Annotated in this window: 10 protein-coding genes; 7 read left to right on the top strand and 3 right to left on the bottom strand. The window is 66.6% G+C overall.

Annotated elements, in window-relative coordinates; translation table 11 throughout:
• The first annotated feature begins 52 nt into the window (after positions 1 to 52).
• Positions 53 to 4,177: an ATP-dependent RNA helicase HrpA gene (gene hrpA, locus OUZ49_RS07160; RefSeq protein WP_266149531.1), complete on the top strand. Its 4,125-nt coding sequence runs from the start codon at positions 53 to 55 to the stop codon at positions 4,175 to 4,177.
• Positions 4,178 to 4,263: 86 nt separating this feature from the next.
• Here hrpA and OUZ49_RS07155 read toward each other — a convergent pair whose 3' ends face one another.
• Positions 4,264 to 4,740 carry a hypothetical protein gene (locus OUZ49_RS07155; RefSeq protein ID WP_266149529.1) on the bottom strand — a complete coding sequence of 159 codons (477 nt, stop codon included), beginning with the start codon at positions 4,738 to 4,740 and terminating at the stop codon, positions 4,264 to 4,266.
• Positions 4,741 to 4,853: 113 nt separating this feature from the next.
• Between OUZ49_RS07155 and OUZ49_RS07150 the strand changes: the two genes are divergently transcribed.
• The 5 genes from OUZ49_RS07150 to OUZ49_RS07130 all read left to right on the top strand — a co-directional run bounded on the left by OUZ49_RS07150 (position 4,854) and on the right by OUZ49_RS07130 (position 12,766).
• Positions 4,854 to 6,986 (top strand): RelA/SpoT family protein, encoded by a 2,133-nt coding sequence (locus OUZ49_RS07150; protein WP_266149527.1) that lies wholly within the window; start codon positions 4,854 to 4,856, stop codon positions 6,984 to 6,986.
• Between the two features lie 77 nt (positions 6,987 to 7,063).
• Positions 7,064 to 8,773, top strand: coding sequence for a tetratricopeptide repeat protein (locus OUZ49_RS07145; RefSeq protein WP_266149525.1), 1,710 nt, complete (start codon positions 7,064 to 7,066; stop codon positions 8,771 to 8,773).
• Positions 8,774 to 8,783: 10 nt separating this feature from the next.
• Positions 8,784 to 9,632: an NAD-dependent epimerase/dehydratase family protein gene (locus OUZ49_RS07140; protein WP_266149523.1), complete on the top strand. Its 849-nt coding sequence runs from the start codon at positions 8,784 to 8,786 to the stop codon at positions 9,630 to 9,632.
• 273 nt (positions 9,633 to 9,905) lie between these two features.
• A complete protein-coding gene (mrcB, locus tag OUZ49_RS07135; RefSeq protein WP_380003562.1) occupies positions 9,906 to 12,233 on the top strand; it encodes a penicillin-binding protein 1B in 2,328 nt (775 codons plus the stop codon).
• Positions 12,234 to 12,235: 2 nt separating this feature from the next.
• Entirely contained in the window at positions 12,236 to 12,766 is a 531-nt protein-coding gene (locus tag OUZ49_RS07130) for a tetratricopeptide repeat protein (RefSeq protein WP_266149521.1), read from the top strand.
• 100 nt (positions 12,767 to 12,866) lie between these two features.
• Here OUZ49_RS07130 and OUZ49_RS07125 read toward each other — a convergent pair whose 3' ends face one another.
• Positions 12,867 to 13,667, bottom strand: a complete 801-nt coding sequence (locus OUZ49_RS07125) for a carbonic anhydrase (RefSeq protein ID WP_266149519.1) — start codon at positions 13,665 to 13,667, stop codon at positions 12,867 to 12,869.
• A gap of 222 nt (positions 13,668 to 13,889) precedes the next feature.
• A complete protein-coding gene (locus OUZ49_RS07120; RefSeq protein ID WP_266149517.1) occupies positions 13,890 to 14,300 on the bottom strand; it encodes a DoxX family protein in 411 nt (136 codons plus the stop codon).
• A 312-nt stretch (positions 14,301 to 14,612) separates the two neighbouring features.
• Between OUZ49_RS07120 and OUZ49_RS07115 the strand changes: the two genes are divergently transcribed.
• Positions 14,613 to 16,124: a M20/M25/M40 family metallo-hydrolase gene (locus OUZ49_RS07115; protein WP_266149515.1), complete on the top strand. Its 1,512-nt coding sequence runs from the start codon at positions 14,613 to 14,615 to the stop codon at positions 16,122 to 16,124.
• Positions 16,125 to 16,241 lie beyond the last annotated feature (117 nt).

The raw sequence follows: 16,241 nt of genomic DNA, 5'->3' as shown, positions 1-16,241 counted from the left end.
AAATGAATACTTCCGATGCGGGCGATAGTCAGCGGCTATCATGTGCGGTCCGATGACCCATGCCTCCGCCCCCCCATCCTCCGCATCCGACGCCCGTCTGCGCGATCTGCGCAAGGCGCTGGACCATGTTTCCAGTCGCGACTACGGCCGGCTGCAAGGCCGGCTGCGCGAGCTCTCGCGTCGCTTCGACGAAAGAAAGCTGACGGCGCTCGCCACGGATATCGAGGCGTCCGCGGCAAAGCGCCGTGCCCGCGTCGACGCGAAGCCGGCGATCCGCCTGGACGAGGCGCTACCCATCACCGCCCGTGCCGACGAGATCGTCGAGCTGATCCGCAAGCACCAGGTGGTGGTGATCGCCGGCGAAACCGGCTCGGGCAAGACCACCCAGTTGCCCAAGCTGTGCCTGGCGGCTGGCCGCGGCGAAGCGGGCATGATCGGCTGCACCCAGCCACGCCGGCTGGCTGCGCGCTCGGTGGCACGTCGTGTCGCGGAAGAGCTAGGCACCCTGTTGGGCGAACAGGTCGGCTTCCAGGTGCGCTTCAACGACCAGGTATCCGAGCGCAGCCTGATCAAGTTCATGACCGACGGCATCCTGCTGGCTGAAACCCAGGGCGATCCGTGGCTTAGCGCGTACGACACCATCATCATCGACGAGGCGCACGAGCGCAGCCTCAATATCGATTTCCTGCTGGGTTACCTGAAGCGGCTGGCGGCGAAGCGGCCCACGCTGAAGATCATCGTCACTTCGGCCACCATCGATACCGAACGCTTCGCCGAGCATTTCAGCGGCGCGCCGATCGTGTCGGTGGAAGGGCGCACCTATCCGGTGGAGGTGCGCTGGCGCTCGCTCGATGCCGTGGCTGCGACGCGTGGACAGCGGGCCGGTGAGATGCAGCAGGGCAGTGCCGAACATGTCGCCGCGGTGCTCGACGAGATCACCCATGACGACCCGCGCGGCGACGTGCTGATCTTCATGCCCGGCGAGCGCGAGATCCGCGACACCCATCTGCTGCTGTCGCGCCGGCAATACCGTGAGACCGAAGTGCTGCCGCTGTATGCGCGCCTTTCCGCGGGCGACCAGGACCGCGTGTTCAAGCCGGGCCCGAAGCGACGCATCGTGCTGGCTACCAACGTGGCCGAAACCTCGCTGACGGTGCCGCGCATCCGCTACGTGGTCGATTCGGGCCAGGCGCGCGTCAAGCGCTACAGCCAGCGCAGCCAGCTCGAACGCCTGCATGTGGAACCGATTTCGCGGGCCGCCGCCGACCAGCGCAAGGGCCGTTGCGGGCGCGTGGGGCCAGGCATCTGCTATCGCCTCTACGACGAGGCCGACTACAACAGTCGCGCTGCGTATACCGACCCGGAGCTGCTGCGCTCGTCGCTGGCCAACGTGATCCTGCGCATGCTCTCGCTACAGCTCGGCGAGGTGGATCAGTTCCCCTTCCTTGAAGCGCCCGACCCGCGCGTGGTGGCCGATGGTTATCGCCGCCTGGCGGAGATCTCGGCAATTGATGAGGCGCGGCATCTCACCCCGATCGGCCGCACCGTCGCCCGCCTGCCCATCGATGTGCAGCTGGCGCGCATGCTGGTCGAGGCGGAAAAGCTGCACAGCCTGCGCGACGTGCTGACCATCGTGTCCTTCCTCAGCATCCAGGATCCGCGCGAGCGCCCCGCGGATGCACGCCAGCAGGCCGATGCGGCGCATGCCGCGTTCGCCGATCCCAAGTCCGATTTCGTTGGCGTGATCAACCTGTGGCGCGAGTACGGCAAGGCGCATGAGGAGCTCACCCAGTCGAAGCTGCGCGACTGGTGCTCACGCCACTTCCTCAGCTTCATGCGCATGCGCGAATGGCGTGAGCTGCATCGGCAGTTGTTGTTGGTGGTGCAGGAGCTGGGATGGAGCCTCACTTCTCCTTCTCCCCAAAGGGGAGAAGGCCGGGATGAGGGGGCAACCTTGCGGGGCGCTGCAAAGGCAACGGCAGTTGCTCCTGAAAAGAAGCAGGGTAGGAAGGGATCAGGCGAGCACCTGCCCCTCACCCCAGCCCTCTCCCCGGGGGGGAGAGGGAGCGAAGGTGCGGGGAGAGGGAGTGAGAGCGAAGCGGCGCTGCACTACGAAGCGGTCCACCGCAGCCTGCTCGCCGGCTTGCCCACCCAGGTAGGCCACAAGGACGAGAAGAGCGTCTATCGCAGCACGCGCGAGCGCCGCTTCCAGGTATTCCCTGGCTCGGCACTGTCGAAAGTGCCGCCGAACTGGATCTTTGCCGCGCAAATCCTCGATGTCGGTGGCCGCGTATGGGGCATGATGTGCGCCCGCGTCGAGCCGCTGTGGATTGAACAGCAGGCCGCACACTTGTTGCGTTCGTCATGCCGTGACGAGCACTGGTCGCGCAAGCGCGGCCATGTTGTCGCGTACGAGCAGGTGAGCCTGTTCGGACTGACCCTGGTCGAGCGTCGACCGGTGACGTTCCAGCGCCAGAATCCGGCGCTCGCCCACCAGATCTTCCTGCGCGAGGCGCTGGTTCGTTGCGATATCGACGCGCGCGCCGACTTCATCCGTGCCAACCAGCGCGTGCTGGAAGACGCGCATGGCATCGAAGCCAAGCAGCGACGCGAAGGCCTGCTGCGTCACGAGGACGAGCTGGTCGGCTTCTTCGAAGGCAAGCTGCCACAGGACATCGCCGATAGCCGCGCGCTCGATGCGTGGTATCGCAAGGCGCGTCCCGCCGAGCAGGCCGCCCTGCGCTGGTCGCTGGACGATGTGATGAGCGGCGGAGCGGGGCTCGATCCGCGGGCGTTTCCCGCGTCGCTGGAGATCCCGCCGCTGGCCATGGATGGCCGAGTGCCGCGTGCGCAGGATGCGCAGGAGCGGCCGCAAAAGTACCGGCTGGAATACCGTTTTGTACCCGGCGACGATGCCGATGGCGTTACCCTGCATCTGCCGCTATCGATGTTGAATGCGCTGCCTGCTGCGCGCTGCGAATGGCTGGTGCCAGGACTGCTGGCTGAAAAAGTGGCCGAGTTGATTCGAGGCTTGCCCAAGGCCTTGCGACGGAACTTCGTACCGGCGCCGGATTTCGCCCGCGCGTTTGTCGAGGCGGAAGCACCGCGCGACGAGCCACTGGGCAAGGCCCTGGCCACCTTCTTGAAGCGTGCCACCGGGGTGGACATCGGGGCGGGTGAATTCGCCGTTGTCGAACTGCCTGCGCATTTCCGCATGCGCTATCGCCTGCATGACGAGAACGGCCGCACGCTCACGGCGGGTCGCGATCTCGCCCACATGCGCGCGCAGTGGGAAGGCCAGGCGCGCGAAGCGTTCTCGCGCAAGACCGATATCGAACTGACCCGCGAAGACATCGCCAGCTGGGATTTCGAGGAGATCCCGGCCCAGGTCCGCTCGGCCGGTGGCCTGCTGGCCTTTCCAGCCCTGGTCGACCTGGGCGAAACGGTGGCATTGCGCGTGTTCGAACGTGGCGACGAGGCGCGCGAGGCGCATCGTCTCGGCGTGGTGCGCCTGTTGCGCAACGCACTGGCCAGCGACATGAAGCAGGCGCGCCGCCGCCTGCCGGTCGGCAATCCGCTGGCACTCAAGTACGCACCGCTAGGCGGTGTCGATGGCTTGCGCGAGGACCTGGTGGAAGGCGGCTTCAGCGACCTGCTGGACCGCCACGCCCTGGACGTGCGCACCGCCGGTACGTTCGAAGCGCTACATACACAGGCTGCACGCGAACTGTTCGCCGCCGCCGTGGAACGGCTGAAGCTGGCCGAGCCGATCATCGAGGCGCAGGCCGAGTTGAAGCCCTGGCTGCAACCGCCGCTGATGGGTTTTGCCCGCGCCAGCTACGACGATCTGCGCGAACAGCTGGATGGCTTGTTGATCCCCGGTTTCCTGCGCGACTTGCCGACCGCGCGGCTGGCGCACTATCCGCGTTACCTCAAGGCCATGCGCTTACGCGCCGAGCGGCTGCGCCAGGACCCGGCCAAGGACCAGCAGCGCATGCTGCAGGTACTGCCGTTCTGGCGCGAGTACTTGAAGCATCGCGCTGCAGGAGGCGAGGGACTGGACGAACTGCGTTGGTTGATCGAGGAATGGCGCGTATCGCTGTTCGCGCAGGAGTTGAAGACGGCCGAGCCGGTGTCGGCCAAGCGCCTGCACCGGGCGCTGGAAAACCTGATGTAGGAGCGCACCCTGTGCGCGATAGGCCTATGTAGCGACGGGGCCGACATCGCGCACACGGTGCGCTCCTACAAGGGGGGCGTTTCTGGTTACTTGGTGCGCACCACGCTCGTGGTGTCGTTGCAACCATCCACTGCCATCATCCAGTTGCCCATCAGCGAGCGACGGATGGTGACCTTCGGATTGTTGCTGGTCAGGCAGGAAATCCTGGCGGTATCGGCCTGCTTCCACACCTGGCCATTGTCCAGGGTGAACTCGCCGTGGCCGCTGAAGCCGGTAAAGCTGCCCTGCACGTGCGCCTGGATCGGGCCGGCTTTCTCGCTGCTCGGATAGAACACCGGCTTGCCGGCCTGGTCGACCATCTTGGTGGTGACCTTGGCGTGCCCGCTCAGCCAGCCGTCGAGATTCTTCAGCTCGTCCGGCGAAAGCTTGTCCAGGCCGGCGGCCTTGAACTCCTCCGGAGACATGCGCTGCTGCAGCGGCACGTACTGGTCGGCGGCGTGCGCGATCACGGGAACAGCCAGGGCAACACTCATCATCAACGGCAGCAGACGGGCCAGACGCATGGGGCAATCCTCTCGATCATGGGGAAGTAACGGCGCTGGCGCAGCATACACGCCATGAACCGCCGGTTCATGCGGGCCACGCGGAGCGTGCGAGCAGGCCCTAGAATGGTCGCATGGTTCAAGCCGCCCCCAACGCAAGCTCGGATCTTGCCGAGTGGCGCAGTCGCGCCAGCAGTGTCCCGTCGGTCCTGGCGGAGGCGCTGGAGGCGTGCGCGCCGCTGCCGGTGAGCCGTGCCGAAGGCGTGGAGGTGCTCGACCTGCTGGCCATGCTCGGTTGCGATGCGCAGACTCAGGCCGCCGCCCTGTGGTTTGAAGTGGCGCGCCTCGACCCAGCCTCGTGGGCACAGCGCGAACGGACCTTGCCCGCCGAGTTGCAACGACTGGTCGCCGGCCAGGTGGCCGCCGAGAGGGTGTGGGCGCTGCACGCCCAGCATGGCGCCGACCATGGCGCCGAGGGTTTGCGCCGCCTGCTGCTGGCGATCATCCGCGACCTGCGCGTGGTGTTCATCCTGCTGGCGCGGCAGCTGGCTCGCATGCGTGCGGCGAGTACCTTGCCGGAAAGCGAGCGCCAGCTGCTGGCGCGGCTGACCCAGGACATCCATGCGCCGCTGGCGAATCGGCTGGGTATCTGGCAACTCAAGTGGGAGCTGGAGGATCTCGGCTTCCGCTACCTGCACCCGGATACCTACAAGCGCATCGCGCGCCTGCTCGACGAGCGTCGCAGTGACCGCGAGGAATTCATTCGCGAATCGCTGGATGTGCTGCATCGTTCGCTAGAAGCCGCCGGCATTCGTGCGGAACTGGCCGGCAGGCCCAAGCACATCTATTCGATCTGGAAGAAGATGCAGCGCAAGGCGCTGGAATTCTCCGATCTCTACGATATCCGCGCCATTCGCGTGCTGGTCGACAGCGTGGCCGATTGTTACGGCGCGCTCGGCGTGGTGCATACGCTATGGCCGCACTTGCCCGGCGAATTCGACGACTACATCGCGCGGCCCAAGGGCAACGACTATCGCTCGCTGCATACGGCCGTGATCGGTCCGCGCGGCAAGACGCTGGAAGTGCAGATCCGCACGCACGAGATGCATCGCATCAACGAACTGGGCGTGGCGGCGCACTGGCGCTACAAGGAAGGCGGCAGCGGCGACAGCGAGTTCGAGGCGAAGATCGCCTGGATGCGCCGCCTGCTGGAGCCGCGCGCCGACAGCGACGGCGACCTGGCCGCCGAACTGCAGACCGAGCTGCTCGAAGATCGCGTCTACGTGCTCACGCCCAAGGGCGAAGTGGTGGACCTGCCCAGCGGTGCCACCGTGCTGGACTTCGCCTACCACGTGCATACCGAAGTCGGTCATCGCTGCCGTGGTGCCAAGGTCAATGGGCGCATCGTGCCGCTGACCTTCCAGCCGCATAGCGGCGATCGCGTGGAAGTGCTCACGGCCAAGGTGGCCGAACCCAGCCGCGACTGGCTGTCGTCGCATCACGGCTATCTGCATACCTCACGCGCGAAGGAGAAAGTGCGCACGTGGTTCCGCAAGATCGCGCATGACGCGAACCTGGCGGCGGGCCGCAGCATCTTCGAGCGCGAGATCAAGCGGCTGGCCTTGCCCACGGCCGACCTGGCCAAGCTGCCTGCGCACTTCCATCTCAAGACGCATGACGAGTTGCTGGTGGCGCTGGCGCTGGGTGAAGTCGCGCCCGGGCAGATCGCCCGCGTGCTGCAGGAAGCCTCGGCGCCTACACCGGTCACCCAGTCGGCGGCACCGACCGCACCGCGCCAGGCGCTGCGCGATCACAGTGCGCTGAGCATCGAGGGCGTGGGCAACCTGCTCACCACGCTGGCGCGCTGCTGCCAGCCGTTGCCCGGCGATGCGGTGCGTGGCTTCGTCACGCGCGGACGCGGCGTTTCGGTGCATCGCGCCGACTGCATCAGCCTGGCGCGCCTGGCCCGACGCGATCCGGACCGGGTGATCGACATGGCATGGGGCAAGGCGTCCGCGCAAGCCTATGAAGTGGAGATCGAGTTGCACGGCTACGACCGCAAGGGCTTGCAGAAGGATGTCACCAGCATGATCAGCAATGCCGGCACCCACATCATCGCCTCGTCCAGCCGGGTGTTTGCCCAGACCGGCGAGGTGGAGATGCGCTTCACCTTGCGCGTGCGCGACTTCGAACAGCTTTCCGGCCTGCTCGGGCGGCTGGTCGCGATGCCCAACGTGGTCGACGCACGCAGGGTCAGCGCCGGCTGAACGCTGAACGTGACGAGGCGGGTGGCGCCACGGCGCAATGCTAAGCTTCGGACGATTGATCCCACCTTCGTGAACCCATGAACGGACGCAAAGACCCGCACGACCACGGATCGCAGGGCCGCACCGAACCGACCCTGGGTGACCTCGATCATCTGGACGATGCGCCTGCGCCAAAGGCGAAGGCGGACGATGGCTTGCCGCAGGTCACCCTGGATCCGGAGCGTCGTCGCAGTGTGCCGTCGCGGCCGCCGGCGCGATCGGGCCGTCGTGGCTGGCTGATCCCGCTGTTGCTGCTGCTGGTGATCGGCGTGGGCACCTCGCTGTGGATGGAGCAGGACAAGTTGCGCGGCCTGGTGCCAAGCACCGAGCTGGATGGGGTCCTGGGTCGTGCCGAAGTCGCCTTGCAGGAAGGACGTCTGGACGGCAATGACGGCACCAGCGCACGCGAGCTGTTCGAAGCCGCCCGCGCGCTGCAGCCCGACAACGACCGAGCCCGCGATGGCCTGCGCAAGGTGGGCTTGGCGGAGATCGCCCGCGCCGACGCGGCGCTGCAGGCCGGCAAGCTGGACGATGCCGACCAGGCCCTGGTCGCCGCGCGGGAGTTGCTCGGTGGCGGCAGCGACGTCGATCGCCTGACCCAGGCGCTGGCCACGGCCCGAACGGGTCCGGTGCAGACCGATCACCTGATCGAGCAGGCACAACAGGCTTTCGATGCCGGCAAGCTGGACGGCGACGATGGCGCCGGCACGCTGTACCGACGCGTGCTTGGCGCCGACCCGAACAATGCCGTCGCCGCGCACGGGCTGGACAAGGTCGGCGAAGCGCTGGCCAGCCAGGCGCATAAGGCGCTGGATGCGGGCGATCGGACTGCCGCCTCCGCCCTGGTGGATCGACTGGCCGCGCTCATCCCCAACTATGGCGAACTGCCTGCCTTGCGCGCGGCCCTGGTGCCGGCGGACAAGCCGGACGGCGCTGCGCTGGCCGATGCCCTCAATCAAGCGCAGGACGCCATGCGCGCGGGCCGCATCAGCGGTGACGGTGACGACACGGCGCTGGCCCATTACAAGGCGGCGCTGGCGCTCGATCCCGACAATGCCGATGCCAAGGCCGGTCTTGCCCAGGTGGCACAGGCGCTGATCATGCAGGCGAATGCGGCGCTGGACAGCGGCGACCATGAGCAGGCGCACAAACTGCTCGATCAAGCGGCCGAGCTGGCACCCCACTCGGCGGATCTTGCCGCCGCCAGGGCGCGCCTCGGCGACACTCACAAGGCAGCGGGCGCGCTGCCGGTCGCGGGCGACGCCCAGGACGTGGCGGGACCGACGCAGCATCCGGTGCTCACCGCGCAGCAGACCGCCGACCTCGCACGGATGATCCAGCGTGCCGATGCGGCCGCCCAGCAGGGCAAGCTGATGCTGCCTCCGGGCGACAGCGCTTACGATCTCTATCGCGGTGCGTTGGCGCTGGATGGCAATAACGAGACGGCCCGGCACGGCCTGGAAGGGCTGCCCAGCCTGGCCCTGAACCAGTTCAACCAGGCCCTCGCCAGCGGCAATCTGCAAGTGGCTGGCGATCGTCTCGCGGATCTCGGTGATCTCTCGCCCGGCGCTGCAGGGCAGGACGAGCTGCGCCAACGTCTGGCCAATGCCTGGCTGGACCAGGCCGAACAGCAGCTGCAGCAAGGCGACCGTGCCAGTGCGGCGCAGTCGCTGGAGCGGGCGCGCAAGCTGGCGCCGGGCAATGCGCGCCTGTCCACGCTGACGGCGCGCCTGCAGACTGGTTCCTGAGGATGCCTGCATGACCGTGGTGATCTTCGGTGCCAGCAGTCAGATTGGCCATTTCCTGCTGCCACGCCTGCGCGCGCGCGGCGAAAACGTGGTGGCGATCAGCCGGCAGGCGCGCGTCGATGGATCCGGTGTCACGTGGGTGAAGGGGCGCTTGCCGGATGCCGTGCCGGTGGTGCCGAAGCCCTCGGCCATCATCAGTTTCGGGCCGCTGCTGGCGGTGTCCCAATGGTTGTCGAAGATCGATCCGGTGCCTGGCCTGCGGGTGATCGCGACCAGTTCGATGAGTGCGGAATCCAAGCAGGCGTCCGATGTGCCAGCCGAACGCGCGATCTCCCAGATGCTGCGTGACGGCGAGGCGGCGCTGGCGGCCGCGTGCGAGCGTCACGGCTACCCGTGGACGGTATTCCGACCCACCTTGATCTACGGCGCCGGCCTGGACAAGAGCCTCAGTCCGATCGCCCGTCGCGCCATGCGCCAGCGCGTATTCCCGTTGCTGGCCGGGCGCGGGCTGCGCCAGCCGGTGCATGCCGACGACATCGCCCAGGCGGTGATCGCGGCCCTGGACCAGCCCGGGGCCGCCGGGCTTGTGCTGCCGCTGGGCGGCGGCGAACGTCTCCCCGCGTCCGAGATGTTCGCCCGTGTCCGCGCCAGCCTGCCGGTGGCGACGGTTCCGGTGCCGCTGCCGGCCTGGCTGTTGCGCCTGGGTCGCCACGCCGTGCCGCGCCTGCGCGGGCCGCTGACCAGGCTGGATGCCGACCTGATCGCCGACAATAGCGGCGTCCAGGGCTTGCTGGGCATCTCGCCGCGGCCCTTCCGCCCCGATGCCGCCTGTTGGACCCCCGCCGCCCCCTCTTTGTAGGAGCGCACCCTGTGCGCGATCACGGGGTCCCCACTCCGTTGGCTTTTCACTCGGGCCATCCTTGGCCCTCGCCCTTCGGGCAGCTGCCGCTGTGCAAACCGGCAGTCCTGCCGGTTTGTCGCGCACTGGGTGCGCTCCTACAGGGGGTGCGTAAGGTCCCCTGGCGGCCTCGGCGTTGCCTCCCTCGTGCCACAAACCACAGTCTGCGTTCAGATGCCCGCCGGGCAGCAGGCCCTATGATCCCCCTGCCTTCCTGTTCAGGATTCCCCTTCCTTGGCCTTCTTGCCCCGCCTACGTTCGTTCACCAGCGCCGCCTGGCCCTGGGTGCGCATCCCGTTCTGGATCTGCATGGGTCTGCTGTTCGGGTTCGTGCTGCCCTACACGCTGGTGCTGAACAAACGCGTGCAGGATCGCTTCAACGACCTGGTCTTCGCGGTGCCCACGCGCATCTATGCACGGCCGCTCGCGCTTGCCCCCGGCACGCCGATGACGCCGGCCGCGCTGGAGCTGGAGCTGACCTTCGCCGGCTACAGCAACGACGGGCATGGCCAGGTGGCCGGCACCTGGTTGAAGGACGGCAGCAGTTACACGATCGCCTCGCGCGGTTACGCCGGGCCCGACGGCGGCGAGTTGCCGAAGCGCGTGCGCGTGGCGCTGGGCAAGGGGCAGGTGGCCGGCGTGAAGGACCTCGGCAGCGGCAAGAGCATCGAGCTGACCCATCTCGATCCGGCGCGCATCGCCACCTTGTACGGCTCACAGCAGGAAGAGCGCCGCATCGTGCGCCTGGCGGATGTGCCGCCGATGTTGCTGTCCGGTTTGCAGGCGGTCGAGGACCGCGACTTCAAGCATCATTTCGGCATCGATCTCACCGCCATCCTGCGCGCCTCGTTCGCGAACCTGCGCGCGGGCCACACGGTGCAGGGCGGTTCCACCCTGACCCAGCAGCTGGTGCGCAACCTGTTCCTCGATCGCGAGCAGAACTTCACGCGCAAATTCAACGAAGCGCTGATGTCGATCCTGATCGAGGCGCACTACGACAAGAGCCGCATCCTGGAGGCCTACGTCAACGAAGTCTTCCTCGGTCAGCAAGGCAGCCAGGCGGTGCACGGTTTTGCGGCAGCGTCGGAGTTCTACTTTGGTCGCCGCATGGAGGACCTCAAGCCGCAGGAGATGGCACTGCTGATCGGCATGGTGAAGGGGCCGAGCTATTACGACCCGCGCCGCTACCCAGAGCGCGCGTTGTCGCGCCGCAACCTGGTGCTCGAGCAGTTCGCCGAAACCGGCGTGATGACGGCTGATGAGGCGAAGGCCGCGCAGGCCACCCCGCTGGGCATCGTCAGCGTCGGCCAGTTGCCGCATAACCGCTTCCCGGCCTTCATGCAGCTGGTGCGTGACCAGATCACCGCCGACTTCGACGACGAGACGCTTTCCAATGGCAATCTCAGCGTCTACACCTCGCTTGATCCGGCCGCGCAGCTGTATGCGGAGCAGGCCATCACGACCACCATGGCCAGCCTCGGCAAGCGTGGTGACGCGGCGCAAGCCGCTGCCGTGATCACCGAAGCGCAGACCGGCGCGGTGTTGGCGGTCGTGGGCAGCAAGCTGCCCGGCGACCAGGGTTTCAACCGCGCACTCGATGCGCGCCGCCCGATTGGTTCGCTGGTGAAGCCGCTGGTCTACCTGGTGGCGCTGGCGCAGCCGGAACGCTGGAATCTCGGCAGCGTGATCGAAGACGAGCCGGTCAGCATGAAGCAGCCCGACGGCACCATGTGGACGCCGAAGAACGACGAAGGCGATGCCCACGGCCCGGTGCCGATGGTCGACGCGCTGGTGCATTCGTGGAACCTGGCCACCATCAATCTCGGCATGAATATCGGCGTGTCGCGCATCAAGGCCTTCCTGGAATCGTTTGGCCTGACCGATGTGAACCCGAGTCCGTCGCTGCTGATCGGCGCGCTGGACATGTCGCCGTTGCAGGCGACCCAGCTTTACCAGTACATCGCCGCCGACGGCCATGCCTTGCCCTTGGTCGCCGTGCGCGGCGTGGTCGACGGCAAGGGCCAGACCATCAAGCGCTACGAAGTGAAAACCGGCCCGGGTGAATACCAGTCCGCGGTGCGCCTGGTGACCTGGGCCATGCAGCAGGTGACGCGTTCGGGTACCGCCGCATCGGTTGGCAGTTCCGGCCTGGCCTACCTCAATGCAGCGGGCAAGACCGGGACCAGCAACGATATGCGCGACAGCTGGTTCGCCGGCTTTACTGGCGAGCATCTGGCGGTGTTCTGGATGGGCCGCGACGACAACAAGCCGAGCGGCCTGTATGGCGCCACCGGCAGTCTGCGCGCGTGGCAGGAGTTGTTCCGCAAGCTGCCGACGAAACCGTTGTCGGCAGCGCCTGGCGAGGGTCTCGAGCTTGCCTGGATCAATCCGTCCACTGGCAGGCGCACGGAACAGGGGTGCGAGGGAGCGCGGCAATTACCGGTAGTGGCCGGTACACTGTCACAAGATGCCGAGGGCTGCTTCTGGCAGCACGTCGGCAATCTTTTCGGCGGCGGTGACCAAGCGCCCGCACCGGCTCCCCCGGCTCCCATTCGAGACTGATCATGTCGCGTCGTACCTTCCCCGTCTCCGCCGTGCCAGCCACGCTGGCCGTCCTGTTGCTCGCTGCGTGCAGCCAGCCCAGCGCGCCCGCGCAAGCGACCCGCCCGACCCGTTCGGACGAGCAGATGCTGGCGTCCATCCACGCCGCGGGCGACAAGGAAAAGTCCGTCATTGACGTGAACCCGCTGCGTGAGCCGGGCGTGGCCAATTTGCAGGACGCGGCGGCCGGCGACATGCGCACCGGCCAGTACGATGCCGCGGCGGCCAAGCTCGACCAGGCACTGAAGCTGAGCCCGAATTCGCCGGACCTGCTGCAGGACCGCGCCGAACTGGCGATCCGCCTCAAGGATTACGCCAACGCCGAAAAGTTCGCGCAGCGCTCGTGGGAGCTCGGTCCGCGCCTGGGGCCGCTATGCGCGCGCAACTGGCAGACCATCGCCGAGTTGCGCGAACGCGCAGGCGACGATGCCGGCGCGGCGACGGCCGCCAAGTCGTTGCAGCAGTGCCACGTGGAAGGCGTGCAGCGCTACTGACGCTGCCCGTTCCCTGCGTAGGAGCGCACCCAGTGCGCGTCCTCAGGGCAGGGCCGTTACCACAGTCGCCGGTTTTCGCCGCTAAGCCCAAGCCGCCGACTCACTCCGTCTCGCTCACCACGTCGCGTCCATTGATCTTCTGCAACGGGCGATGGTTGTCGTGAATAATCGACTTGAACGCATCGATCTGCGCGTTGGACATCTCGATCGGCTGGGCGAGCACGATCCAGTGCACGCCTTCCGTGCAGGGCGGTGTGGTCAGCGAACCCGCATAGACAAAAGCCTTGCGATCCTTGGGAAGCACGGCCGGGATGTCCACCTTCAGCGGGCTTCCGGCATGCGTTCCTGCCGGCGTCGCAGTCGCTGGCAAGGCGCTGAACATGGGCGCGAGTAGTTTGTTTTCCGCTCCGGCCTGCACGAAAACGCCCACGACAACGATGTGCCCATTCGCGTCCTTGTTCACGAAATGGATTTCCATCGGAAATTGCTTGCCATCGACGGTGTGTTCGCTGGGCGCGTGAAAATGAAACTGCGCCAACGTGTATGAAGTGCCGTCAAACGTGACCGTATTCGTGGCGTCGCTGACATCGGCCTGGATGGTATGGCCGTTGTTCAACAGCGCGACGGCTCCTGGCGCGTAGTTGATCTTGAAATTGCCGGCTTTGCCGGTCGTGGCGGCGCCGGCAGCGAGATTGATCGGGGACTGGCTCTTGCCAATGGCGCAAACGGCACCATCGGCCGCGACGTCGCCCCAATGCGCGGGGCCGTGCTCGCCGCTGTACGACCAATGCGGTGGGGCCGCTGTACCTGCCGGCGCCGGCGTCTTGTCCAGGGCCAGACTTGAGCTTGCCGAAAGCACCCACGCAGCCGTGCCGATAAGCCAGATCATTGCCATACGCATGACAGACCTCCTGCGTCGACGAGCCCCTGCTTGAGCGCCAAGTATTTCCCCCTGCCTGGGCAGGCACAAGCAAAACCAGCGATTCGCAAGAACCAGCGATGGTCTCGATGCCGGTCCTGTTGCGCAAGCTCGTCAGGCGAGCGCTTTCGCAAGTGACTCAAGCAGGCCATGCAGACGTCCATCCCGGCTCGGAGACGGATGCGTCCTCGGTGGGAATGGCGGTCAGGCCGCGGTTGCCCAGCTGGCTCGCAACCGGTGCGGACCGTCGCCCAGCATGACCTGAAGAATCAGCAGCAACGACCATACCAGTGGTAGCTCTGCCCCCGCGCCGGTGAAGTAGAAGCCCTTGCGTACTGCCCAGAACTGCGTTGCACCGAGCATCATGGGCAGGGCATACAGACTGACCCAGCGCGCATAGATGCCGGGAATGAGCAGCAGGGCGCCGGCAAGCTCCGCAGAAAACACATACCAGGGAACGAACCAGGGATAACCATTGGCGGCGAAAGCAGCCCACCAGCGCAACAAGCCTCCAGGCAGGATCGCGAACTTCCAGTACAGGTGCGCGATGAACAGTGAGCCCAGGACGATCCTCAGCAACAGCGGAGCGTAGCCGGCAGCGCGGTTTGCGTTCATGGTGTACCCCCATGGGCAAGCTTCAGGGCTCAAGACCTGGAGTCAAGCGGCAGCGCAGGCATCTGCCTTGAGCGAACCACTCCGCCTTGCGGAGAGGACACTAGCAGCTACGGAAATCACCAGGCCATCGGCCTTATGGAGGATCAGCCAGGCGCAGCCTTGCCTGTTCGGAGGCAAGGCCTGGCAGCCGACTGTCGCGATTCCGATGCCCACGCCATGACCAGCCTTTGGGAATGCGAAGATCGCCACTACGATTCGTCCCCGAACCAGGGGTGGACGAGCTTGAGTCCCCAGTTGACCAGAGGCGTGGCCATGACGAAGCAACGGGTAGTCGCCATCGTTTGCGCCATCGCCTGTATGGCGGCAAATGCCGCTGACGGGCTGGTGGGACAGGTCCGCCAATGGCGCCTGGGACATGAGCCGGTCGTCGTGCAACAGCTCGCCGATTTCACCGCGATTCCCAGCGTCGCCGCGGATGCCTCCGGCCTCGACAGCATGGCCCATCGCTTGCAGGCGGAGTTGGCGCAACGCGGCTTCAAGGCGCGGCTGTTGCAGGCCAGTCCGGATGCGCCCGCCGTCGTTTATGGCGAACTCGACACGCCCGGCGCCAGTCGGACGGTGGTGTTCTACGCGCATTACGATGGCCAACCGGTCAACCGCGCCGAGTGGCAAGCGGACCCTTTTGCACCGGTCTTGCACAGCACGCCGGACCCCAAGTCGCCACCTGTGGACTGGGCCAAGCTGCGTCCTCCGTTCAATCCGGAATGGCGATTGTTTGGTCGCGCTGTCAGCGACGACAAATCGTCGATCGTCGCCTTCCTGCAAGCCTTCGACGCACTGAAGGCGCTCGGGCACGCACCGTCCGTCAACATCAAGGTGTTCTGGGAAGGCGAGGAGGAGCGGGGATCGCCGCATCTGGCCGACCTGCTTCGTCAGAACCATTCCCTGCTTGCTGCCAATCTGTGGTTGATCGGCGATGGGCCCATGCACCAGTCGCGGCAGCGCACGCTCTACTTTGGCGCACGCGGCTCCCTCGATCTGAAGGCGACCGTCTACGGCCCGCTGCGGCCGTTGCATAGCGGCCATTACGGCAACTGGGTGCCCAACCCGGCTTATCAGGCCGCGGAACTGGTGATGGATTTACGCGCGCCAGACGGCAGTATCCGCATCCCTGGCTTTGATCGCGATGTGCGTCCGCTGACCGCGGCCGAGCAGGGGGCCATCAAGGCCTTGCCGCCAGTGGAGTCCTCGCTGAAGCGCGAATTTGGCATCGCACAGAGCGAGGGTAGCGACGGCCTGACCGCGAGCACGATGCGCCCCGCGCTCAATGTGGTGGGCCTCCAGGCGGGCGGTCCGGCGCGGGCGATCCCCGCCACTGCAGAGGCGTCGCTGGATTTCCGGCTGGTTCCCGACCAGACGCCGGAGCGCGTGCGCGAACAGGTGGAGAAACGACTGCAGGACCTCGGCTGGACGGTGCTCCATGCCGAACCCGATGCGGCGACGCGCGGCTCCAAATCCAGGCTGGTGAGGCTCGACTGGAACCATGGCTACCCCGGCTACCGCGGCGATATGAGCAGTCCCGTTTCGCGCGCCGTGCTGGCTACGGCAGAGCGCGCCGCTGCTGGCCCGGTGGCCGTGCTGCCCATGATGGGCGGCAGTGTGCCGATCTATCTCTTCACCGAGACACTGGACGTGCCGGCGATCGTCCTGCCGATCGCGAACCATGACAACAACCAGCATGCCGCCGACGAAAACGCCCGCTTGCAGAATCTGTGGGACGGCATCGAGACCTATGCCGGCATGCTCGGCGATCTTCATTGGTAGAACCTGGGCGCGGGCGCACGCTGCAACCGCGTCACTTATGGACCAGGGTCCGGAATGGTCGCGGCGGCGAATGGCGCGATCACCGTCCAGCCAGCCGGGCCAGGGCGATCATCCACG

Origin of the sequence: Dyella halodurans, from assembly GCF_026283925.1 — a bacterium.
In the GTDB taxonomy this organism is placed as follows: Bacteria; Pseudomonadota; Gammaproteobacteria; order Xanthomonadales; family Rhodanobacteraceae; genus Dyella; species Dyella halodurans.
The sequence above is the reverse complement of the archived record's forward strand: the minus strand, read 5'-3'. Positions and strand labels throughout refer to the sequence as shown.